The following is a 19643-nucleotide window of genomic DNA, read 5'->3' as shown; positions in this document are numbered from 1 at the left end:
TCCCCCAAGAGTGATTTATGCGGTTGCGTCAAGAGGTGCAGGAGTTTCTAAGCGCTTCTTGCGCCCCCTCCCTTTCGGCTTTTCTTCTTCAATTACGACGGCTTCTTCCGGTTCATCTGTTTCGAAATCCAGTCGTTCCTGTCTGACTCCCCATTTTTCTTCAAACAGATAACTTTCAACTTCCGCATCACAAGCGGCAGCGTCAATACTTAATTCCTCATAGTAAGGGTATTGTTCATCAAGAAGAGGGACGAAGATTTTTAGATCAACAACTTTACCGGACTGAAGAAGTTTAGACCCCATGATAGTAATTCCAGAAACACCATCGACGCTGTCATTTGCATAACCTGTAATGATATAATTTTCTAGTGTCTCTGCATAGCCCGGAGAAGAAAAGCTATCCTTGTTGATATTAGAAGCCTCTGGCTGTTCACACAATACGACGAGATGCAATCTAAGCCGAATAAACGCCTCCCTTAAATCGCTGTGAATGATCTGATCGCAGCTCTTGTTAATTACATTCGTGTAGTTTGCTTCAGAGAAGCGTTCATTATACACAACATTCAGCCGGTCTTTCTTAACGACCGCCTTTTTAATCTCATTTTTTGCTTGTTCCATAATCTTCTTTGGTTGATAAAGTGATAATACTAAATGTTGATACAACTCCCATGACGGCAGCCGTAGTTATTTCTCTTGATGTTGCATCTTCTCTTTGAGAAAAAGATAATGCTGTAAACAGGCCGACAACGGCCAGTCCGATTGTAATTTTTCTTAAAATTTTCATGATAATTACTTTTTGTTGTTATGCATTCCGGCCATTTTCATTTCCTCTTTTGCTTTACTTATCACAGTTACACACCATGATAATTGATGTGTTGCTGTCCGGTTACAACGTTCGCACCAATCGACGAGATATCGCTCCTCCCGGCATAAAGAACTAATTAGGGCATTTATCGCTGTTGCTGTCGCTTTCGCATTTTTAGCTGTATCAACGAGTGTTTGCATGACCTCGGACTTCATTGTCTCATTAAGCCAGTATTTCGAGTCTGCAAGCAGTTTGCCGGAGCGAGCAACATATACAGCCAGGTCATTGCCACGCTGTACGGCTTCTTCAGCATTTTCGCTCATTGTGATATTGAGAAAAGAATCAATATTTTGTAATTCAGCCAAAATTTGTTCTTTTGGAGTGATTAGTAAGTTCATATTGTTTTCACTTAAAATATATTTAAACCATTAGTTGCCACCATTTAAAAGCAAGGTCCTCGTATTTCTCTTTCCCCTTGATATACGTAGGGTGGTTACGGTCGGTGATAAAATGCTTGAAGATTTTACAGTTCTTTTTTGAGATTGCGTAGATGAAATCTCTATTGCTCCCTGCAATATCCATATACCAGGCACGGGAACGGTCCCAGTCGAAAAAGTCGATAGCTTCATCAAATTGCGCCTGTGACTCTGCAAAAGTCGTTTTTAAATCACCTCCAAAATTGTAAGCAGACAACCACCAATCCCATTTACATCGTGTATCAAGATGGTAGGCAAAATTTCCATAATAGAACTCCTGCTGCTTATTTACCATGAACTTCTGTGTATCAGATTGCGCCAACACGACAGCCAGGAATTGATCTTTCTCCGCCTCTTTCCGGAGCGCCTTACGCATTTCAAGCCCTAGCTCAAATTCTTCTGTCGTATACAAGTAATCGTCTACCATCAGCTTGTCATACCGGACACGGTCATTCTCTGTGATAAGAGCATCTACGAGAGTACCGAACTTGAAAGCCTTTTCTTTATCCCCGTATTGAACACGGGGATAAAGATAGTTTTTAAGCTCTGTCAGATCTGAATTACTGACTTCCGAACGTGAATAGTATGAATCGGGATTTGACATAACTATTTAGCTTTCACATCTGCTTCGTAGCTGATGAATTGTGATTCAATATGTGTCTGATCTTTACTGTTTGCTTTCTTCTCGCAGTATGTAGTCATCTTTTTAAAGATCTTCTCTAACTCATCAAAAGGAAGAGTCTGCCCCTCGCCTATCCACCACATCTGAAATATTTCCAGGTATCCTTGCTGATGAAGAACAACAATCTTTTCTTTTACCTTAGCGTTTGTCGGTGGAGGTGCAACAGATGCAGCAGCACCAGCAAAAAGATTACCGATTGAGCTTTGTTGCGTTTTCATTGCAACCTCCTGCCTATCTGCTTCTTCCTTTCTCTTTAACTCTTGTAATTGTTTGGCTGCCTCTTCTGCTTCTCGTTGTTTGCGCAATTCTTCTGCTTTTGCGGCTTCTTCTGCATTTGCCAAGCGAAGCTGTTCCAGTTCAGCCAACTCTTTACGCTTAGACGGAATACGGTCGATAAGATCTTGTTTAACACTTGAAATTTTAGCCTTATACTGTTGAGCATATTGCTCATATTTACCCAGCAATGTATTTTTGCGAATCTCTGCTTTTATCTCCTTATTGATATAATAGGTAGCATATTCAGCAGTGAATTTATCAAAATGAGCTTTCGGGTAATCAGTTTGGAAAACAGTTATACCGATTACTTCTCTATCAAAGTTTACATAAGTCAATCCCGAAAAAATATTCTGCAGCTCGGTTACCTTAGAAGATAGATATGAACTGAAATAAGAAAGAAGTCCATTTTCTATTGCTTGTTGATAGCTTACCTTTTCATTATTGATTAATACTCTTTGCTCAGCTTCTTTCTTTCTCTTCTGCTCTTCTTCATATTTGAACTTAGCATACTCATTGCGCTTTGCTACAAGCTTTCCGGGGATTGTAGAAGAATCCTTAGGATCAATTTCTTTTTCTTGTGAAGTAAAGAAAGAACGAACTTTGTCGAATATCTGCGTGATGGGCTTGCGACGTTCGTCCATATTCTTGAGAGTAGTATTTACTTTTTTCAAGAAGTCAGCTGCAGCCTGATCTATCGTTTCATTCATACCTTCTCCCTCGATTGTATCAAGGAGAGCCTGCCCTGCTTCATTACATTTTTTTACGGAGAGAGTATTCCTTCCCATAATTTCGGGAAAAGATGAAAAAATGTTTTTTACTTCGTCTATTTTGATTAATTCTGTTGCCATAATCGTTTTCTTAAATTGGTTAGTAATAGCTAGAAGCCTCCGTCTACATCATCATCAGATACTGCCACTTGAACGGGCTCCGGAGCGTCTAATTGTTTTTCTTCCCCAAAAGGTATTTTGGTATCATCTGCAGAGGCTGTAGATTGAACAGGCTCATTAACCTTTTCTTCATCGACAATGCCATAATCGATAACTTCTTCATCTTCCTGCTCTGTCGCCATCATAGTATACTTTCCGGTACGCACCTTGGGGTAAGCATCAAAAGCGTGCTTTATCATCTTGTTCTCAAGGAATCCCGGATCAACACCACCACTATTCGAATAATACAGTTCATTAGCTTTGCCTTCTACTCGTTGTCCATCTTTGTTGTAGTATGAGTTGTTTTTTGCTGAAAACTTAGCCAGGCGTTGGATATCACCTTCAAGTAACCATTGATAGTCTTCAGATCCGTCACAACGAACTATACGAATGAATGCCCCTATTACATTAGAAGACTTACGAGGTATAGCGGCTGAATAAGTAATCTTCTTTACACCATTATCCAGACTGATAGAGAATATATCTCCTTCGTAAACTATAACCGGATTATCCGCATATCGAATCTGCCCAGCACGCATGCGCATGGTCAGTTCTCCATAACCAGTAACAGAGACACTAGCTCTTTTTTCATATCTATCAAATCCTCGTTCATCTTTTTGGCCCGTTTTTACCTTTCGTGGAATGAGATAACAATGAGGATGTGATGTATTATCAAGTGATAGCCCATTTACAGCCATATCGAGGAAGCAACCAAACAGTGACATCTTACTACATTCAGCCAGCGAAGGATTCTCACGAAGAACCTTCTGGAAATTAAATACTTCCTTGTGGTAAATCTGTTCCCCCATTTGAGAACCCCAAATAGCATTGTACATTTGAATAAATTTCGTCTGTACATTTTCATTTTCGACAATTTTCGTTGCTGGAAGTGCGTTAAGCTCCTCCACTTTAATTTCAATAATGTTACTCATAATTGTTTAAATATTAGTTATTTATTAGTCTCCTTGGTATACTCCACGGCTGTATTCTTCCATTAAGAGTATGTCTTCAGCTGTAGGTTCTTTTCTGATATCTGTTTTTGATGGACTACATTTGATGGGAGAAGGACTGTAATTTTTAATAGCGCTTTCTCTTTCATCCAACTGCTTTCCTATCTTATCCTGTAATTCCTTTAATAAGGAAGATCCTTGTTTAACTTGTGTCATACAGCTGTCTGCATTAATTGTTTGATGATATTGTCCGGAACTTTATTATGCAAATCCATCATTGCGCTAGCTGTTTCCAGTTCTGACCGCTTCACATAATATTTTCCTCTTTCCTTATTATTTGCCGGATAAAACTTAATCCAGGCTTTTTCGCGCCATTCTGTAATCAGGCGTTTTCCGTATATATCTTCCGCTTGTGATATAGTTACTACTTCGGGAAGTAGCCCTAACATCGTCAACGTTTGAACAGTTCCGATCTTAATACATCGTGCGACCATCATTTCGAAGCAATTTTCCATAATCTCTAATTAGGCTGTTTCTTTGTTTTACTTTTGAATGGTGTTGAGCTTTTAATTACTGAAACACATCTGCATCTCTATGCTATGCTGCCTGATTAATATTGATTAGAGTTCATATACTTCTTCAATTCTATTTCTTCGTATTCTTGCCCGCCGACTCCGGTTAAGGTCGTTGTTGCAGTCAAATGCAATCTGAAAGGCAATAATTCCAAGAAATGAAAGAGCGATTAATGATTTCTGCAATTGCTTGAAGTCTATATTTAGAGCAAAGACTCTATTTATCCACCAAGCACCAAGTTCGTTCAATTTGCTGGTCCCCGTCTTTTTGTAGGCCTTATCTAACAGGACATTTACCGTTCCGTAGGCAGTACCTAATCTGTCGGCAATCTCCTTCTTTGCCAAGCCACAAGCAGCCAGTCCCGCTATTTGATTTTCCCGCTTGGTTAGAGCAGAATCAGCTTGCAGTTCCATGATGCAAAGTCTCTAGTTCGGCTGCCGCTCTGGAGATTCCTTTGGTGACTTCCAAAGCTTCATTAGCCATTCTTACAGCGACATTCAATACTTTTGCTTTGTAGGTTGAGCGAGCGGAAGCAGGCTTGTTGTTGAGGATATTGTGCACTGTACCCTTTGAACATCCTACTTCCTTCGCAATCTGCTTTTCGTATCCGTAAGGCAGATTAGCTTTGATAGTTTCTAATTGATTTTCCATATACATTATTATATTATAGTAATTAGTTCCCAGGAAGGCGACCAAGCCTGCCAAGGACAACGTATCGCTGTTGCGCGGATGATTAAAGATTCATTCTATCTCGTAACCTCTTTCAGATTCTCCGGTTGCCCAGATGGCACATTCTCAAAGGGTTTGCATCGAAAACTAAGCCAGCATGCTTTATAATTTTAGTCTTTGACTTCTTCGCAAGTTTCTCCGAGCCAAGCGACACATTCTGTTGTACCCCTAGTAAAGTCTACCGCCTTATTTTTAGGATTGAATTTACCTTCAACTATATCTCCTTCTTTTACTCCTGCTTCTTTTTTTAGCTCCCATAGAAGCCATTCGTTACCAGTTGAACCGGTTACATTCTTGATTCTCACTTTCATGACTTAATCCTCCATTTCTTCATTATCTTTATCTTCTACTTGCAAGGCTTCAAGCATTTCGTCATCAAGTTTAGAAAGGTCGAGTCTTACTTCTTCACCGGAGTGGTAACTTGAAACTACTAGAATACAGGAATATCCGTTCTCATTGTATTCGAAATCAAAACGTTTACTTCCGCCTAGGATGCGCATTACTTCATTTAGATTCTTCATATCTTGTCTTTTTTAGAGTAAATAATCTATTTAGTTAACTTTGTTGCCCTTTTATTTTGGCGTTATCAATGTTTTGCGTTAACTTTATAGTGCAAATATAAATTATGTTTATATAGAAAACAACTTTATATATAAACAATGTTTAGTTTTTAATATAAATTAAGTTTGTATGACAATAAACGAAAGGATAAAACTTGCAATAAAGTGGTTAATAGGGCAACGTGTTGCAGATAATCAAGAAGAAGTTGGTAAACTGCTAGGCTACTCAAATAAGTCATCATTTTCGCAAGTGATAAATGGGAAAGTGCCATTACCTAATGATTTTATCGAACGTTTATGTTCATTAAACAAGAATATAAACAAAGTTTGGATAATTGAAGAAAAGGGTGAAATGATATATCCTCAAAAGACATTAATAACGAATACAGACGTTGACAAAGCTTCAAGTACAAAAGGAATTCCCTATTATGACGTTGATGTTACCATGGGATATGACGAACTTCCCAACGATCAGACTAATATTCCAAATTACTACCTGCACATTCCCGCTTTTCAGAATTGCGATTGTGCGGTACCAGCTTATGGACGCTCTATGATTCCAGATATCAATGACGGATCTATAATTGCTATTAAAGAGGTAGGTTTGGACAGTGTTCTTCCCGGAGAAGCATACCTTATTATTACAGATGACTACAGGACCGTGAAGTATATCCGTAACTGCAAGGATAATCCCAACAAGTGGCGCTTAGTCCCAAAGAACCTAGAAGAGTTCGACGAGATGATAATAGACAAGGCTAAGATCTTACGCGTGTTCCTTGTAAAAGGGGTGATTACAAACAAAATATTATAATAAAATACCAACATAGCATAGCAAACTCAAATAAACCAACTTATAAAAATTACTATCATGAAAAAGATTTTATTTTTAACGATGACTGCATTATTAACAAGTTGCACATCAAATCAACAGCAAACAGTAACACTATCAAACGAAATAGATTCTTTGAAAGCAGAGTTATCTACATATAAAGAAAAATATGGAGAACTGAAGACAATAGATGAAAAAAATAACATATTTGGAATTTGGGAATTATCTCATTATGTTGACGATTTTGGAGAGAAAACACAGGAAGGGTATATACGTACCTTTTGTACAGGTACATTTAGCAACTCAGCAACCACAAATTCAGAATTAGGTGTTCAATTTATTATCGACAAATCAGGTATGAGAATACAACTATATGAATACAATCGAAATCACCCAATTAAAGGTGAAGGATTTTTTAAATTTAAAGCCAAGAGGTCTGATGGCGAAACTTTAGAATTCAAAACCTATAACGCAGAAAACGGGAGCAACTTTGTAGAAGAAGAGTATTTTGAAGCGCTAATGACTTTTTTACAAAAAGAAGGAGAAGCTAAATTTATTGCAGAATCTTCAAGTTCGAGTACGTTAAGCAATTATAAATTCTCACTGACAGATACTTCATATCTAAAAGAAGCACTATCAAAAATATAAGCAGAGTTCAAGAGTCTAGTTAATTGATTGTGTAACTAAAAAAAGATTTATGGAACAAGATATACGTTGGTTACAAAGATATGATAGTTATTGTAAGGCATGTAAAAGAGTATTACAGGTTACAGAATCCGAAAGACAGCCCGATGAGTTAACTGAACTGGAAATGGAAGGTCTTATACAAAGATTTGAATATACTTTCGAGTTGGCTTGGAAAGTCCTTCAAGACCTATTGAAGTATAAAGGTTACGAGTTTGTGCAAGGTCCGAATGGTACTCTTCAGAAGGCTTTTGAAGATAATATGATTACGGATCATGACGGTTGGCGTAGAATGGCAAAAGCTAGGATTGCTACCTCGCACACTTATAATGATGGCAAGGCAAGTGAGATAGTCGAAAAGATTTACACTGAGTATTCTATACTACTAAAACAATTAGCTGTTCGGCTTGGTTCTGAAAGAAGTAAAATCACTGGATTATTCGCATAATATGTTTGGTCTAAGTAATGAAGTTATAAAAGATATTAGTGATGTATTAAAAAAACATCCCAATATTGACAAGGTATTAATATTTGGTTCCAGAGCTAAAGGCAACTATACCGAAGGATCAGATATTGATTTGGCCCTTATAGGGGAAAATATATCTTTCAATGAACTGTTGGATATAAATATTCAAATAGAGGACTTGGGGTTACTATACAAAGTAGATATAGTTGATTACAGTAAGAATATAGGTACTCCTTTTGGCGAGCATATAGATCGTGTCGGACTGCTATTCTATGAAAAGCAATGACCATATAACATCATGAGGTCCAGTTAATTGAAAAAGTAAAATACACTAAAAGGCATCCTATTGGATACCTTTTACAATATAATTACATATATTTTCAATATACCTAATGGCAACCTTATCTAGTCCACCGTCATCTCGTTCATAGCAAAATGCATTAATGGAATTAGATGATTGTTTCATTGTATAATCAATATAATATTTGCGTAGTTTACGCATACGATAATTGTAAAGTAACTTTTTAAACATAACTTTTAATTTAAAATATAAATGGAACCAGAGAATACCCCAAAGGTAATAGAACTCAAGGAGTTTGTAGAGGAAGCAATTTCCCAAATCGTTGATGGTATAACAGCTGCTCAAAAAAGAGTTGAAACCAGTGGGGCTATTGTAAGTCCTCGGAAAAGTAACAGTAAGAACAATGTAGAAATAGAAGGAAAATTATACAGTGTTCAGAATATTGAATTCGAGGTATCATTGGCTAATATGTCCGGTGAAGGTGGAAAAGTTGGCTTTGGAGTTACTTTTGGTGCTTGGGGATTCGGTAGTAATACCAAAATTGAAGGACAAGCTAAGTCAGCTACAAATATAAGATTTAGTATACCTATTGTTTTTCCTTGTATAGATAATAAAGAAAACAAGAAAGTGCAAGTAGCCGGACGACAAAAAATAACCGGATAAACCAACAAATAAATATATGGAAGATAAAGACAAAACAATCGTTGCTCTCCGGCAACAGCTCCGGAAAGTACTGCAAGAAAACAGTGCTCAAAAACAAGAAATTGCCCTCTTGAATTATGAGTTAGAAAGGTCTAAAATAAGGTCCTCAAAATAGCGTTCTTTGAACTATCTTTGAAATGGTTAGCTCACATCATTATAATTGACTGATATGTAGCTGAATACCCTTTATTATCATGCTGCTTTGGGAGCAGGGGGTCGTGGGTTCGAATCCCGCTACCCCGACGAAAAAGAAAACGCTGATAATTAAGTTGCAAACTTGGCTATCAGCGTTTTCTTTTTTACTCAAAAACTCCAAAAGCCATCGAAGAAACAACTAAACAAGCTAAAACAAAACAACTTATAAATTATTATTATGAAAAACATTTTATTTACACTTTTTGCTATTCTGATCTTAACTAGCTGTAGTAAAGATGATGATAACTGGATCGAGCTTAACGAAAACAATATCGTGGGTAATTGGTCGACAGGCATTAAAGGCTCGCATAAGTTTTTAAATTTCGGAGACGATGACAAAGGCTCTTTTGGAATTTATAGCAATGCAGATCCCATTTCTTTCCAAACGTTCAAATACAAAGTCGAAGATAGTAAGATTTACATCTATGATGTATTCCCAAAAGGTAAGTCACCATATTATTTGGACTGTAAAATATCAAATAATAAACTCAAAATTGAAAATGGTGAGGAATCTGGTACTTACGAAAAATTAGAATACTAACAACTTCCAAACTTAAAAATGCTTAGAATTGATCGTATAACAAAAAAATAATATTTATGAAAACAGCTTTTTTATTGGGCAGCATAGGATCAGGACTAATTCTATTATGCCACCTTTATTCGTTTGTCCAAATGATCATCATGAATCGCCCCGATTATTTGTATCCGACATATTACATCCAATCCATTATCATCTTCATAGCATGGACTTTGATTTTCATTTGCTTTATGATCGCTTACCAAAAACAAAATAATAAATCATGGAAGGATTAATACAATTTACAGGTATAGTGATGATTGCATTTGGAATACTGCAAATCATCCTTTTCTTTAAAATTTGGGGAATGACTAATAACGTCAAACGCATTTGGAAGAAAATAGATAATAAAGACTTTCTTTCCGATGCTTGTGTTTCTTATATAAAAGGCAACTTGGAAGAAACTGAAAGGTTGGCAAATGAAGCTTTTCTGCAGGAAGTAGCTTTGCTTTCTAAATCATCTGAATCTTATGAAGATTGGATTGATAATTATATAAAAATAAAAGAAAAATACACCCGTATCTTCAAGAAAATAGATAAGCCAGCTCCTGACTTTAATAAATACGAAGAACCGAAGATGTATCTACTTTAAACAATAGAGAAAAAAATAAGGCTGACATAACAAGTATCAGCCTTATTTTTTTTACATATATCCATATCACATATTCAAATAATACTCCCTCGTCAACGCTATATACTCCTCACTATACTGATGACGCGCCAATTCCGTCAACAACTCTTCTATCACACACTCCCGATTGGAAAAAGAAAAAGCAATCAGCGTACGTTTTGGAATACCGCCGGGCTTAGTAATTACATTGAGCTGACGAATCGCATACAACTTATTCATAGAAGCTATCGCCTTTACCCGATCAACCACATCCGTTGGAATCACGACCGTAAAAAGTCCGTCTGCTGCCAATAACCTATTTACCCCTTCCAGCAATTCTTCGTAGGTTAGAGAATCATTGTGACGGGCAGCAGCCCTCTGCCGATCCGGACACTCCAACGAATCGACAAAATAAGGGGGATTTGAAACAATCACATCAAATTTATCCGAAGACCGGTATTTCTTAAAGTCAGCCTGCACCACTTCTATCCGCTCCTGCCAAGGAGAACGAGCCACATTTTCCCTGGCCTGTCCGGCCGCCGCCTCGTCTATCTCCAATGCCACAATCTTTGCGTCTGGCAAACTGCGTTGAGCCAACATTAAAGCCACCAAGCCCGTCCCCGTACCAATATCCAATATCCGGCGCGCGCGCTCAACCGAAGCCCAAGCTCCCAAAAGCACCCCATCCGTACCAACTTTCATAGCACATTGGTCGTGCCACACTGTAAATTGCTTAAATTGAAAATAAGGATTCGACATTTTATCCGTTTGTCTTAAAGCTGTTTTATTCTACTATTTTATTGCAAATCGCCAAAAATAAATAATAATTATGGAATACTCCCTCTACAAGCCGATATTTTGGCATTGTTTTTGTGTTTTTATTCTGCGCAGTGCTTTATTATTAGAGAGAATCAATTAACTTTGCAAACGATTTATGCATATCAGTATGACATAAACTAAATTAAAACGAAAAGATGAAAGAAAGATATTTATTGGAAGATGGAAGCGATAACGGCTTCTCGCTAATCACTGACTATGATGGGAACGATGAACAGGCATTTGATGTAAATGTGAAATCTGGTGAAATTCTTCCGGTACTCCCTCTACGTAACATGGTGTTGTTTCCTGGAGTATTCCTGCCGATCACAGTGGGCCGTAAGTCTTCTCTGAAACTCATACGAGACGCTGACAAGAAGCATAAAGATATTGCTGTAGTTTGTCAGAGATCGGCACATACAGAGGATCCGAAGTTGGAAGATTTACACAATATCGGTACCGTAGGACGAATTGTGCGGATATTGGAAATGCCCGATCAGACAACGACTGTCATCCTTCAAGGAATGAAACGTCTGAACCTGATAAACATTATCGAAACCCATCCGTATCTGAAAGGTGAAATAGAACTTTTGGAAGAAGACATTCCAAGCAAAGACGATAAAGAGTTTCAAGCCTTGGTGGAAACCTGCAAGGACTTGACAATGAGATATATCAAATCGTCAGATGTGATGCATCAAGATTCGGCATTTGCTATTAAGAATATCAACAGCCCGATGTTTCTGGTCAATTTCATCTGCTCGAACCTGCCGTTCAAAAAAGACGAGAAGATGGACTTGTTAAGCATCCACTCATTACGTGAACGCACATATCACTTACTGGAAATCCTGAACCGCGAAGTGCAACTGGCAGAAATCAAGGCATCCATCCAAATGCGTGCCCGTGAAGATATCGACCAGCAGCAACGCGAATACTTCCTGCAACAGCAAATCAAGACTATCCAAGATGAACTAGGTGGCGGCGGCCAAGAGCAGGAAATAGAAGAAATGCGCCAAAAGGCAGAAAGAATGCGTTGGAACGCAGAAGTCAGGGAAACATTTATGAAAGAACTGGCTAAACTGGAACGCACCCATCCACAATCTCCGGATTACAGCGTACAGCTTAACTATCTGCAAACCATGCTCAATCTTCCGTGGGGTACGTATACAACTGACAATCTGAACCTTAAAAACGCAGAAAAGACGTTGAACAAAGACCATTACGGACTGGAAAAAGTGAAAGAACGCATTTTGGAGCATTTGGCTGTATTAAAGCTGAAAGGTGATATGAAATCACCGATTATCTGCTTATATGGCCCTCCGGGAGTAGGTAAAACATCTCTTGGAAAATCCATTGCATCTGCGCTCAAACGGAAGTATGTACGTATGTCTTTGGGCGGCGTGCATGACGAAGCTGAAATCCGCGGACATCGGAAAACTTATATCGGTGCCATGCCCGGACGAATCATTAAGAGCTTGATTAAAGCCGGTGCATCCAATCCTGTTTTTATCCTGGATGAAATAGACAAGGTCAGCGCCGACCGTCAAGGAGACCCCTCTTCCGCATTACTGGAAGTGCTTGATCCGGAACAAAATACTGCTTTCCACGATAACTTCCTGGATGTAGACTACGACCTCTCAAAGGTATTGTTTATCGCAACAGCCAACAACCTGAACACAATCCCCGGCCCATTGCTCGACCGTATGGAATTGATTGAGGTTAGCGGATATATCACGGAAGAGAAAGTAGAGATAGCCCGCAAGCATCTGGTTCCCAAAGAGCTGGAAGCCAACGGACTTAAAAAGACAGATATCAAGCTTCCCAAAGATACGTTGGAAGCTATCATCGAGTCATATACCCGTGAGAGCGGCGTTCGTGAGCTGGAAAAGAAGATTGGTAAAATCCTTCGTAAATCAGCCCGTCAATATGCTACGGACGGTTATTTCGCCAAGACAGAAATCAAACCGTCGGATTTGTATGACTTCCTGGGAGCACCGGAATATACACGTGACAAGTATCAGGGAAATGATTACGCAGGCGTAGTCACCGGATTGGCATGGACAGCCGTCGGAGGCGAAATCTTATTTGTAGAAACGAGCTTGAGCCGTGGCAAGGGCGGACGTCTCACACTGACCGGTAACCTGGGAGATGTGATGAAAGAATCTGCCATGCTGGCACTTGAATATATCAAGGCACACGCTTCTATCCTGAATCTGGACGAAGAAATCTTCGACAACTGGAATATCCATATCCACGTTCCCGAAGGCGCAATTCCGAAAGACGGTCCGTCGGCAGGTATCACGATGGCTACTTCTCTGGCTTCTGCCCTGACTCAAAGAAAAGTGAAAGCCAACATTGCCATGACAGGCGAAATTACCCTTCGCGGCAAAGTGCTTCCCGTGGGTGGCATCAAAGAGAAGATATTGGCAGCCAAGCGTGCCGGAATCAAGGAAATCATCATGAGTGCCGAGAACAAAAAGAACATAGATGAGATTCAGGAGATTTATCTGAAAGGACTGACTTTCCACTATGTAAACGATATAAAAGAGGTATTTGCCATTGCGCTGACCAATGAGAAAGTGTCGGATGCTATTGATTTATCCGTTAAGAAACCCAGCCAGGAATGACATTTGAGCTACAATATACAGACACTAAAAGTAATGCCCGTGCGGGTCTGATTACCACAGACCACGGGCAGATACAAACACCGATCTTTATGCCGGTGGGCACACTGGGCACGGTTAAGGGAGTACATCTGACCGAATTGAAAGAGGATATTCAGGCGCAGATTATTCTGGGTAATACCTATCACCTCTATTTGCGTCCGGGACTGGACGTGATCGAGAAAGCAGGCGGACTGCACCGTTTTAACGGTTTCGACCGCCCGATGCTGACTGACAGCGGTGGTTTCCAGGTATTCTCTTTGGCCGGAATCAGAAAGCTGCGGGAAGAAGGAGCCGAATTTCGTTCGCATATCGACGGAAGCAAGCACGTCTTCACTCCGGAAAAGGTGATGGACATAGAACGCACCATCGGCGCAGACATTATGATGGCTTTTGACGAATGTCCTCCCGGTGACTCGGATTATGAGTATGCCAAAAAGTCATTAGGTTTGACGCACAGATGGCTCGACCGTTGTATACAACGTTTTAATGAGACGGAACCTAAATATGGTTACAATCAAGCTCTCTTTCCTATCGTACAAGGTTGTGTCTATCCCGACCTGCGCAAACAATCAGCAGAGTTTATCGCGTCCAAAGGGGCCGACGGGAACGCTATTGGCGGTTTGGCAGTAGGCGAACCGGTAGACAAGATGTATGAAATGATCGAGATTGTTAATGAAATACTTCCCAAAGACAAACCCCGTTACCTGATGGGTGTCGGAACTCCTGTCAACATTCTTGAAGGAATAGAGCGTGGCGTAGATATGTTCGACTGCGTTATGCCTACACGAAACGGACGAAATGGCATGTTGTTCACCAAGGATGGCATCATCAATATGCGAAACAAGAAATGGGAAACCGACTTCTCTCCCATCGAAGCCGACGGGGCTTCCAGCGTAGATACATTGTACAGCAAGGCTTATTTGCGCCATCTTTTCCATGCGCAAGAGCTACTGGCCATGCAAATTGCCTCGATACACAACCTGGCATTCTATCTGTGGCTGGCAGGAGAAGCAAGAAAGCATATTATTGCCGGAGATTTCTCGACCTGGAAGCCAATGATGGTCAAAAGAGTATCAACTAGATTATAAGAAATGAAAAGCAATCGATTTATAAAACGGCTGGACTGGTATATCATCAAGAAGTTCTTGGGGACATACGTATTTGCTATTGCATTGATCATTTCTATTGCAGTGGTATTCGATTTCAACGAAAAGATGGACAAATTGATGGAGCATGAAGCTCCCTGGGATAAGATCATCTTTGAATACTACATGAACTTTATCCCCTATTTCTCCAATCTGTTCAGTCCGCTGTTCGTATTCATTGCTGTTATTTTCTTTACCTCCAAGCTGGCAGAGAACTCTGAAATCATCGCTATGTTCTCCACCGGCATGAGCTTTAAGAGAATGATGCGTCCTTATATGATTTCGGCCGCTATCATTGCGCTAACCACCTTCACGCTAAGTTCGTACGTGATTCCTAAAGGAAGCGTGACGCGTCTGAACTTTGAAGACCGGTATATCAAACCCAAGAAACAAAACTCGGTAAGCAATGTACAGTTAGAGGTAGACAGCGGGGTTATAGCCTACATTGACAACTATAACAACGCCATGAAAACCGGTAACCGTTTTTCATTGGATAAATTCGTCGACAAGAAGATGGTTTCCCATCTGACCGCACGACGCATCACGTACGATACCACCACCGTTCATAAATGGACAATTCACGACTATATGATACGCGAGCTCGATGGTTTAAAAGAAAAAATCACCAAGGGTGACCGGATTGACTCTATCATCAACATGGAGCCTTCTGACTTTCTTATCATGAAAAATCAGCAGGAAATGTTGACCAGTCCCCAGTTGAGCGATTATATCGCAAAACAGAAGCGAAGAGGATTTGCCAATATCAAGGAGTTTGAAATTGAATATCACAAACGAATTGCCATGTCGTTCGCTTCTTTCATCCTTACCATCATCGGTGTATCGCTTTCATCCCGGAAAACAAAAGGTGGTATGGGGCTCCACTTGGGTATCGGATTAGGATTAAGTTTTTCTTATATCCTATTCCAAACGATTACTTCCACCTTTGCTGTAAACGGAAATGTGCCTCCTGCCATTGCAGTCTGGATTCCCAATATCCTTTATGCAGGTATCGCATTCTTCCTGTATCAGAAAGCACCCAAATAACCAGAAAGCAACAAATAAAAGGATTGCAAGCCTTCCGCAGTCTTCAGGAACTCGATCCGCAGACTGTCCCAAGGTTTCGGATATACCGCAGAAAGAAAGATATAAAAATAAGAAGTTCCGCCTATTCCTGCTAATGCAAGTGTAGGCGGAACTTTTTTGTTGTATCCATTTCCTCTTTTGTCTATTCTCCATTGTTTTCACCTGACGGTGATCCGGAAAATCCCTCTTTCTCCTTACATTCCTAAAATCGTTAACCGATTTCTTTTACATAAGCAGAAAGATCTGCAGCAGAGATGTTTTTGGCTATAATTACACCATTTCCATCCAATAAATAGTTAGTGAATCCCCGATTTAAACGGTATTTCTTAAATAATCCGGAATCCTCGCCTTCTGTTTCCACGAAACAAGTGGGCGTAACTATTTGATCCTTACGAACGGTTTCCTTAAATATTGACTGATATTCGTCAAATGAAACAGAAACCATTTCCACATTATGAGAAGAACGAAGCGCATTGCTTAAACTTACGTTTTGCATCCGGGACTGCGCGTCATAACTTGCCCAAAAACTTAGCAACACATATTTGCCTTTCAAATTTCCCAACTTAAAGGCGGGTTGCTCATTTGACGTAGATTCGATCTTAAAATCAGGGGCTACGTCGCCCTCACTCAAACCTCCGGTAGGTTTGTCTTTCTCAACGAAAGCGGTCAAGGAACAAATCAGTAATACAACAAAAATCCATTTTACATGCTTCATGTAATTCGGTTTTAGTTAATACTATCCGGGACTGTCCTTAAACAGTGGTTTCTTCCCGAAACGTTGTCTTTTCAGGCATCAGGCGAAGAGGAATCCGCTGATTATCAGAGCCTTTATTTTTGAAACCGGGTGCAAAGGTAAGTAAATATTAAATTAACTTCCAAGTAAATAAGCAAAAATCTCACTTTTTGGGTATAACTTTTTATGTTATTTAGCATAAAAACGAACTTTTTTCTCTACTTTTGCAGAGTTAAAGTCTATTTTTTATGCAACCATCAAATACTGAATTGATTCTGATTCGAGTTACCGGCGAAGATCGTCCGGGACTGACTGCTTCTGTGACTGAAATCCTTGCCAAATATGATGCTACGATCCTTGACATCGGCCAGGCAGATATTCATAATACATTATCGTTGGGAATTCTGTTCAAGAGCGAAGAAAGACACTCCGGATTCATTATGAAGGAACTCCTGTTCAAAGCTTCTTCATTGGGAGTGACCATCCGATTTGAACCTATCACCACCGAACAATATGACAACTGGGTAGGCATGCAAGGAAAAAACCGCTATATCCTGACAGTATTGGGACGCAAACTTTCCGCCCGCCAGATTTCTGCCGCTACAAGCATATTAGCCGAACAGGGCATGAATATCGACGCTATCAAGCGTCTAACAGGTCGTATCCCGTTGGATGAATGTCAGACTGATACACGCACCCGGGCTTGCATCGAATTTTCAGTAAGAGGTACTCCGAAAGACCGCATTGCCATGCAGGAGAAGCTGATGAAGCTGGCCAGCGAACTGGAAATGGACTTTTCTTTCCAACAGGATAATATGTACCGCCGTATGCGCCGCCTGATTTGTTTTGATATGGACTCTACCTTAATCGAGACAGAAGTGATTGACGAACTGGCTATCCGTGCCGGTGTAGGCGACGAAGTGAAAGCCATCACGGAAAGCGCCATGCGTGGAGAAATAGACTTTACAGAGAGCTTTACCCGTCGCGTAGCCTTATTAAAGGGGTTGGACGAATCGGTAATGCAGGAAATAGCCGAGAACTTGCCTATCACAGAGGGTGTAGAGCGACTGATGTATGTATTGAAGAAGTACGGTTACAAGATCGCTATCCTTTCGGGAGGATTCACTTATTTCGGCCAGTACCTGCAAAAGAAATACGGTATAGATTATGTCTATGCCAACGAACTGGAAATCATCGACGGCAAACTGACCGGACGTTATCTGGGGGATGTAGTAGACGGAAAACGAAAAGCCGAACTGCTCCGCCTCATTGCACAAGTGGAAAAGGTGGATATTGCACAGACCATCGCCGTAGGAGACGGAGCCAACGATCTTCCTATGCTGGGAGTTGCCGGACTAGGAATCGCCTTCCACGCCAAGCCCAAAGTGGTGGCCAATGCCAAGCAATCAATCAACACTATCGGACTGGATGGAGTGCTCTATTTCCTCGGATTCAAAGATTCTTACTTGAATATGTAATTAGACCAAAAAATAGATTATCTTTGCTGACAAATAAAATAAAAGAATGAAGTTTTCCGAACTACAATTAAATGCAAATGTGCTTGAGGCGCTTGATGCCATGCGATTTGACGAATGTACGCCTATACAAGAACAAGCAATTCCAATCATACTTGAGGGTAAAGATTTGATCGCAGTAGCACAGACAGGGACAGGTAAAACAGCCGCGTTTCTGCTTCCTGTATTGAACAAATTATCTGAAGGTAAACATCCGGAGGATGCGATTAATTGTGTCATCATGTCTCCTACCCGGGAATTGGCCCAACAGATCGACCAGCAAATGGAAGGATTTTCCTATTTCATGCCGGTATCGAGCGTTGCCGTATATGGCGGAAATGACGGAATATTGTTCGAACAACAGAAAAAGGGACTCACATTGGGAGCTGATGTTGTCATTGCTACTCCCGGACGCCTGATCGCCCATTTAAGCCTTGGATATGTAGATCTTTCCAAGGTTTCTTATTTTATTTTGGATGAAGCAGACCGAATGCTCGACATGGGATTCTACGAAGATATCATGCAAATAGCCAAATATCTGCCGAAGGAACGACAGACTATCATGTTTTCAGCAACAATGCCGGCAAAGATACAGCAATTGGCAAATACGATCTTAAACGATCCGTCAGAAATAAAGCTCGCTGTTTCCAAACCTGCGGAAAAGATTATTCAGGCGGCATACGTCTGCTATGAAAATCAAAAGTTGGGCATCATACGCAGTCTTTTTATGGATGAGGTTCCGGAACGTGTGATTGTCTTTGCTTCTTCCAAAATTAAGGTTAAAGAAGTTGCCAAGGCGTTGAAATCAATGAAGCTGAACGTAGGTGAAATGCATTCGGACTTGGAACAGGCTCAACGGGAAACGGTTATGCATGAGTTTAAAGCCGGACGAATCAATATATTGGTAGCTACGGACATCGTTGCACGTGGTATCGACATCGATGATATCCGCCTGGTTATCAACTTCGACGTGCCTCACGACAGCGAGGACTACGTGCACCGCATCGGCCGTACAGCACGTGCCAACAATGACGGGGTGGCACTTACGTTTATTAACGAAAAGGAACAGAGTAACTTCAAAAGCATTGAGAATTTTCTGGAGAAAGAGATTTATAAGATTCCTATCCCTGAAGGATTGGGAGAGGCTCCGGAATACAAACCGCGTTCGTTCAACAAAAACAGGAACGGGAATTTCTCTAAAAGAAAAGATTTCCGGGGAAAAAGAAACAACGGAGGGAAGAAAAGCAACTACCCTGCACCCAGGCAAAAATAAAATCTGTAATTCTTTGTTTGGATAGAATCTGTATTTCTTATTTTGAGAAACCTGATTTCTATTTGAATAGAATGT

At 40.2% G+C, this 19643-nt stretch carries 26 protein-coding genes; 12 read left to right on the top strand and 14 right to left on the bottom strand.

Features of this window, described 5'->3' with window-relative positions; all coding sequences use genetic code 11:
• Window positions 1-15: 15 nt before the first annotated feature.
• The 12 genes from HMPREF9009_RS16695 to HMPREF9009_RS16640 form a co-directional block, all read right to left on the bottom strand.
• Complete coding sequence (locus tag HMPREF9009_RS16695; protein WP_049702762.1) at window positions 16-618, bottom strand: hypothetical protein; 603 nt, start codon at window positions 616-618, stop codon at window positions 16-18.
• Window positions 599-784: a hypothetical protein gene (locus HMPREF9009_RS16690; RefSeq protein WP_004303126.1), complete on the bottom strand. Its 186-nt coding sequence runs from the start codon at window positions 782-784 to the stop codon at window positions 599-601. Before HMPREF9009_RS16690 ends, HMPREF9009_RS16695 begins: the two co-directional genes overlap by 20 nt.
• 5 nt (window positions 785-789) lie before the next feature.
• Window positions 790-1203, bottom strand: coding sequence for a hypothetical protein (locus HMPREF9009_RS16685; protein ID WP_004303127.1), 414 nt, complete (start codon window positions 1201-1203; stop codon window positions 790-792).
• A gap of 22 nt (window positions 1204-1225) precedes the next feature.
• Window positions 1226-1885 (bottom strand): hypothetical protein, encoded by a 660-nt coding sequence (locus tag HMPREF9009_RS16680; RefSeq protein WP_004303128.1) that lies wholly within the window; start codon window positions 1883-1885, stop codon window positions 1226-1228.
• Between the two features lie 2 nt (window positions 1886-1887).
• Window positions 1888-3087 carry a hypothetical protein gene (locus HMPREF9009_RS16675; protein WP_049702761.1) on the bottom strand — a complete coding sequence of 400 codons (1200 nt, stop codon included), beginning with the start codon at window positions 3085-3087 and terminating at the stop codon, window positions 1888-1890.
• Window positions 3088-3116: 29 nt separating this feature from the next.
• Window positions 3117-4097, bottom strand: coding sequence for a recombinase RecT (locus HMPREF9009_RS16670; protein ID WP_049702760.1), 981 nt, complete (start codon window positions 4095-4097; stop codon window positions 3117-3119).
• Between the two features lie 24 nt (window positions 4098-4121).
• On the bottom strand, window positions 4122-4331 hold the full coding sequence (locus tag HMPREF9009_RS16665) for a hypothetical protein (protein WP_049702759.1): 210 nt from the start codon (window positions 4329-4331) through the stop codon (window positions 4122-4124).
• The gene (locus HMPREF9009_RS16660; protein ID WP_004303132.1) at window positions 4328-4630 is read right to left on the bottom strand and encodes a hypothetical protein; all 303 of its coding nucleotides are present in this window, start codon (window positions 4628-4630) and stop codon (window positions 4328-4330) included. Before HMPREF9009_RS16660 ends, HMPREF9009_RS16665 begins: the two co-directional genes overlap by 4 nt.
• 105 nt (window positions 4631-4735) lie before the next feature.
• Window positions 4736-5101, bottom strand: coding sequence for a helix-turn-helix transcriptional regulator (locus tag HMPREF9009_RS16655; protein WP_005681106.1), 366 nt, complete (start codon window positions 5099-5101; stop codon window positions 4736-4738).
• Window positions 5085-5339: a helix-turn-helix domain-containing protein gene (locus tag HMPREF9009_RS16650; RefSeq protein WP_049703357.1), complete on the bottom strand. Its 255-nt coding sequence runs from the start codon at window positions 5337-5339 to the stop codon at window positions 5085-5087. The genes HMPREF9009_RS16655 and HMPREF9009_RS16650 overlap by 17 nt, the downstream gene beginning before the upstream one ends.
• A gap of 188 nt (window positions 5340-5527) precedes the next feature.
• Window positions 5528-5728 carry a hypothetical protein gene (locus tag HMPREF9009_RS16645; protein ID WP_049702758.1) on the bottom strand — a complete coding sequence of 67 codons (201 nt, stop codon included), beginning with the start codon at window positions 5726-5728 and terminating at the stop codon, window positions 5528-5530.
• Window positions 5729-5731: 3 nt separating this feature from the next.
• On the bottom strand, window positions 5732-5938 hold the full coding sequence (locus HMPREF9009_RS16640) for a hypothetical protein (RefSeq protein WP_049702757.1): 207 nt from the start codon (window positions 5936-5938) through the stop codon (window positions 5732-5734).
• A 169-nt stretch (window positions 5939-6107) separates the two neighbouring features.
• Between HMPREF9009_RS16640 and HMPREF9009_RS16635 the strand changes: the two genes are divergently transcribed.
• The 7 genes from HMPREF9009_RS16635 to HMPREF9009_RS16600 all read left to right on the top strand — a co-directional run bounded on the left by HMPREF9009_RS16635 (window position 6108) and on the right by HMPREF9009_RS16600 (window position 10323).
• Window positions 6108-6788 (top strand): S24 family peptidase, encoded by a 681-nt coding sequence (locus HMPREF9009_RS16635; protein ID WP_049702756.1) that lies wholly within the window; start codon window positions 6108-6110, stop codon window positions 6786-6788.
• Window positions 6789-6845: 57 nt separating this feature from the next.
• The gene (locus HMPREF9009_RS16630) at window positions 6846-7454 is read left to right on the top strand and encodes a hypothetical protein (protein WP_049702755.1); all 609 of its coding nucleotides are present in this window, start codon (window positions 6846-6848) and stop codon (window positions 7452-7454) included.
• A 49-nt stretch (window positions 7455-7503) separates the two neighbouring features.
• Complete coding sequence (locus HMPREF9009_RS16625) at window positions 7504-7938, top strand: HI0074 family nucleotidyltransferase substrate-binding subunit (RefSeq protein ID WP_049702754.1); 435 nt, start codon at window positions 7504-7506, stop codon at window positions 7936-7938.
• A 1-nt stretch (window position 7939) separates the two neighbouring features.
• Complete coding sequence (locus tag HMPREF9009_RS16620; protein ID WP_049702753.1) at window positions 7940-8242, top strand: nucleotidyltransferase domain-containing protein; 303 nt, start codon at window positions 7940-7942, stop codon at window positions 8240-8242.
• 267 nt (window positions 8243-8509) lie between these two features.
• Window positions 8510-8920, top strand: a complete 411-nt coding sequence (locus tag HMPREF9009_RS16610) for a hypothetical protein (protein WP_049702751.1) — start codon at window positions 8510-8512, stop codon at window positions 8918-8920.
• A gap of 412 nt (window positions 8921-9332) precedes the next feature.
• The gene (locus HMPREF9009_RS16605; protein WP_008022411.1) at window positions 9333-9695 is read left to right on the top strand and encodes a membrane lipoprotein lipid attachment site-containing protein; all 363 of its coding nucleotides are present in this window, start codon (window positions 9333-9335) and stop codon (window positions 9693-9695) included.
• Window positions 9696-9954: 259 nt separating this feature from the next.
• A complete protein-coding gene (locus HMPREF9009_RS16600) occupies window positions 9955-10323 on the top strand; it encodes a hypothetical protein (RefSeq protein ID WP_008997447.1) in 369 nt (122 codons plus the stop codon).
• Between the two features lie 66 nt (window positions 10324-10389).
• Here HMPREF9009_RS16600 and HMPREF9009_RS16595 read toward each other — a convergent pair whose 3' ends face one another.
• Window positions 10390-11100 carry a tRNA1(Val) (adenine(37)-N6)-methyltransferase gene (locus HMPREF9009_RS16595; RefSeq protein WP_008640182.1) on the bottom strand — a complete coding sequence of 237 codons (711 nt, stop codon included), beginning with the start codon at window positions 11098-11100 and terminating at the stop codon, window positions 10390-10392.
• A 215-nt stretch (window positions 11101-11315) separates the two neighbouring features.
• On the opposite strand from HMPREF9009_RS16595, the gene lon reads away from it, so the two are divergent.
• The 3 genes from lon to HMPREF9009_RS16580 are packed head-to-tail and all read left to right on the top strand — an operon-like array spanning window position 11316 to window position 16009.
• Entirely contained in the window at window positions 11316-13781 is a 2466-nt protein-coding gene (gene lon, locus HMPREF9009_RS16590) for an endopeptidase La (protein ID WP_008022420.1), read from the top strand.
• Complete coding sequence (tgt, locus tag HMPREF9009_RS16585; protein ID WP_004315350.1) at window positions 13778-14908, top strand: tRNA guanosine(34) transglycosylase Tgt; 1131 nt, start codon at window positions 13778-13780, stop codon at window positions 14906-14908. The genes lon and tgt overlap by 4 nt, the downstream gene beginning before the upstream one ends.
• Window positions 14909-14911: 3 nt before the next feature.
• Window positions 14912-16009: an LptF/LptG family permease gene (locus tag HMPREF9009_RS16580; protein WP_049702750.1), complete on the top strand. Its 1098-nt coding sequence runs from the start codon at window positions 14912-14914 to the stop codon at window positions 16007-16009.
• A gap of 250 nt (window positions 16010-16259) precedes the next feature.
• On the opposite strand, the gene HMPREF9009_RS16575 is transcribed toward HMPREF9009_RS16580, so the two are convergent.
• Window positions 16260-16763: a thioredoxin family protein gene (locus tag HMPREF9009_RS16575; RefSeq protein ID WP_004315348.1), complete on the bottom strand. Its 504-nt coding sequence runs from the start codon at window positions 16761-16763 to the stop codon at window positions 16260-16262.
• A gap of 266 nt (window positions 16764-17029) precedes the next feature.
• Between HMPREF9009_RS16575 and serB the strand changes: the two genes are divergently transcribed.
• Both serB and HMPREF9009_RS16565 read left to right on the top strand, forming a co-directional pair.
• Window positions 17030-18259, top strand: coding sequence for a phosphoserine phosphatase SerB (serB, locus tag HMPREF9009_RS16570; RefSeq protein ID WP_008017556.1), 1230 nt, complete (start codon window positions 17030-17032; stop codon window positions 18257-18259).
• 46 nt (window positions 18260-18305) lie between these two features.
• Window positions 18306-19568, top strand: a complete 1263-nt coding sequence (locus tag HMPREF9009_RS16565) for a DEAD/DEAH box helicase (protein ID WP_008022427.1) — start codon at window positions 18306-18308, stop codon at window positions 19566-19568.
• The last annotated feature ends 75 nt before the right edge of the window (window positions 19569-19643 follow it).

It is taken from the genome of Bacteroides sp. 3_1_13 (genome assembly GCF_001185845.1).
GTDB classification, from domain to species: domain Bacteria; phylum Bacteroidota; class Bacteroidia; order Bacteroidales; family Bacteroidaceae; genus Bacteroides; species Bacteroides xylanisolvens.
Note: the sequence above shows the minus strand (reverse complement) of the source record. Positions and strands in the feature narration are given on the sequence as shown.

What these genes read in the sequence shown, in the direction of transcription:
- HMPREF9009_RS16695 (WP_049702762.1), bottom strand. Translation starts at nt 618, where the DNA reads ATGGAACAAGCAAAAAATGAGATTAAAAAGGCGGTCGTTAAGAAAGAC.
- HMPREF9009_RS16690 (WP_004303126.1), bottom strand. Translation starts at nt 784, where the DNA reads ATGAAAATTTTAAGAAAAATTACAATCGGACTGGCCGTTGTCGGCCTG.
- HMPREF9009_RS16685 (WP_004303127.1), bottom strand. Translation starts at nt 1,203, where the DNA reads ATGAACTTACTAATCACTCCAAAAGAACAAATTTTGGCTGAATTACAA.
- HMPREF9009_RS16680 (WP_004303128.1), bottom strand. Translation starts at nt 1,885, where the DNA reads ATGTCAAATCCCGATTCATACTATTCACGTTCGGAAGTCAGTAATTCA.
- HMPREF9009_RS16675 (WP_049702761.1), bottom strand. Translation starts at nt 3,087, where the DNA reads ATGGCAACAGAATTAATCAAAATAGACGAAGTAAAAAACATTTTTTCA.
- HMPREF9009_RS16670 (WP_049702760.1), bottom strand. Translation starts at nt 4,097, where the DNA reads ATGAGTAACATTATTGAAATTAAAGTGGAGGAGCTTAACGCACTTCCA.
- HMPREF9009_RS16665 (WP_049702759.1), bottom strand. Translation starts at nt 4,331, where the DNA reads ATGACACAAGTTAAACAAGGATCTTCCTTATTAAAGGAATTACAGGAT.
- HMPREF9009_RS16660 (WP_004303132.1), bottom strand. Translation starts at nt 4,630, where the DNA reads ATGGAAAATTGCTTCGAAATGATGGTCGCACGATGTATTAAGATCGGA.
- HMPREF9009_RS16655 (WP_005681106.1), bottom strand. Translation starts at nt 5,101, where the DNA reads ATGGAACTGCAAGCTGATTCTGCTCTAACCAAGCGGGAAAATCAAATA.
- HMPREF9009_RS16650 (WP_049703357.1), bottom strand. Translation starts at nt 5,339, where the DNA reads ATGGAAAATCAATTAGAAACTATCAAAGCTAATCTGCCTTACGGATAC.
- HMPREF9009_RS16645 (WP_049702758.1), bottom strand. Translation starts at nt 5,728, where the DNA reads ATGAAAGTGAGAATCAAGAATGTAACCGGTTCAACTGGTAACGAATGG.
- HMPREF9009_RS16640 (WP_049702757.1), bottom strand. Translation starts at nt 5,938, where the DNA reads ATGAAGAATCTAAATGAAGTAATGCGCATCCTAGGCGGAAGTAAACGT.
- HMPREF9009_RS16635 (WP_049702756.1), top strand. Translation starts at nt 6,108, where the DNA reads ATGACAATAAACGAAAGGATAAAACTTGCAATAAAGTGGTTAATAGGG.
- HMPREF9009_RS16630 (WP_049702755.1), top strand. Translation starts at nt 6,846, where the DNA reads ATGAAAAAGATTTTATTTTTAACGATGACTGCATTATTAACAAGTTGC.
- HMPREF9009_RS16625 (WP_049702754.1), top strand. Translation starts at nt 7,504, where the DNA reads ATGGAACAAGATATACGTTGGTTACAAAGATATGATAGTTATTGTAAG.
- HMPREF9009_RS16620 (WP_049702753.1), top strand. Translation starts at nt 7,940, where the DNA reads ATGTTTGGTCTAAGTAATGAAGTTATAAAAGATATTAGTGATGTATTA.
- HMPREF9009_RS16610 (WP_049702751.1), top strand. Translation starts at nt 8,510, where the DNA reads ATGGAACCAGAGAATACCCCAAAGGTAATAGAACTCAAGGAGTTTGTA.
- HMPREF9009_RS16605 (WP_008022411.1), top strand. Translation starts at nt 9,333, where the DNA reads ATGAAAAACATTTTATTTACACTTTTTGCTATTCTGATCTTAACTAGC.
- HMPREF9009_RS16600 (WP_008997447.1), top strand. Translation starts at nt 9,955, where the DNA reads ATGGAAGGATTAATACAATTTACAGGTATAGTGATGATTGCATTTGGA.
- HMPREF9009_RS16595 (WP_008640182.1), bottom strand. Translation starts at nt 11,100, where the DNA reads ATGTCGAATCCTTATTTTCAATTTAAGCAATTTACAGTGTGGCACGAC.
- lon (WP_008022420.1), top strand. Translation starts at nt 11,316, where the DNA reads ATGAAAGAAAGATATTTATTGGAAGATGGAAGCGATAACGGCTTCTCG.
- tgt (WP_004315350.1), top strand. Translation starts at nt 13,778, where the DNA reads ATGACATTTGAGCTACAATATACAGACACTAAAAGTAATGCCCGTGCG.
- HMPREF9009_RS16580 (WP_049702750.1), top strand. Translation starts at nt 14,912, where the DNA reads ATGAAAAGCAATCGATTTATAAAACGGCTGGACTGGTATATCATCAAG.
- HMPREF9009_RS16575 (WP_004315348.1), bottom strand. Translation starts at nt 16,763, where the DNA reads ATGAAGCATGTAAAATGGATTTTTGTTGTATTACTGATTTGTTCCTTG.
- serB (WP_008017556.1), top strand. Translation starts at nt 17,030, where the DNA reads ATGCAACCATCAAATACTGAATTGATTCTGATTCGAGTTACCGGCGAA.
- HMPREF9009_RS16565 (WP_008022427.1), top strand. Translation starts at nt 18,306, where the DNA reads ATGAAGTTTTCCGAACTACAATTAAATGCAAATGTGCTTGAGGCGCTT.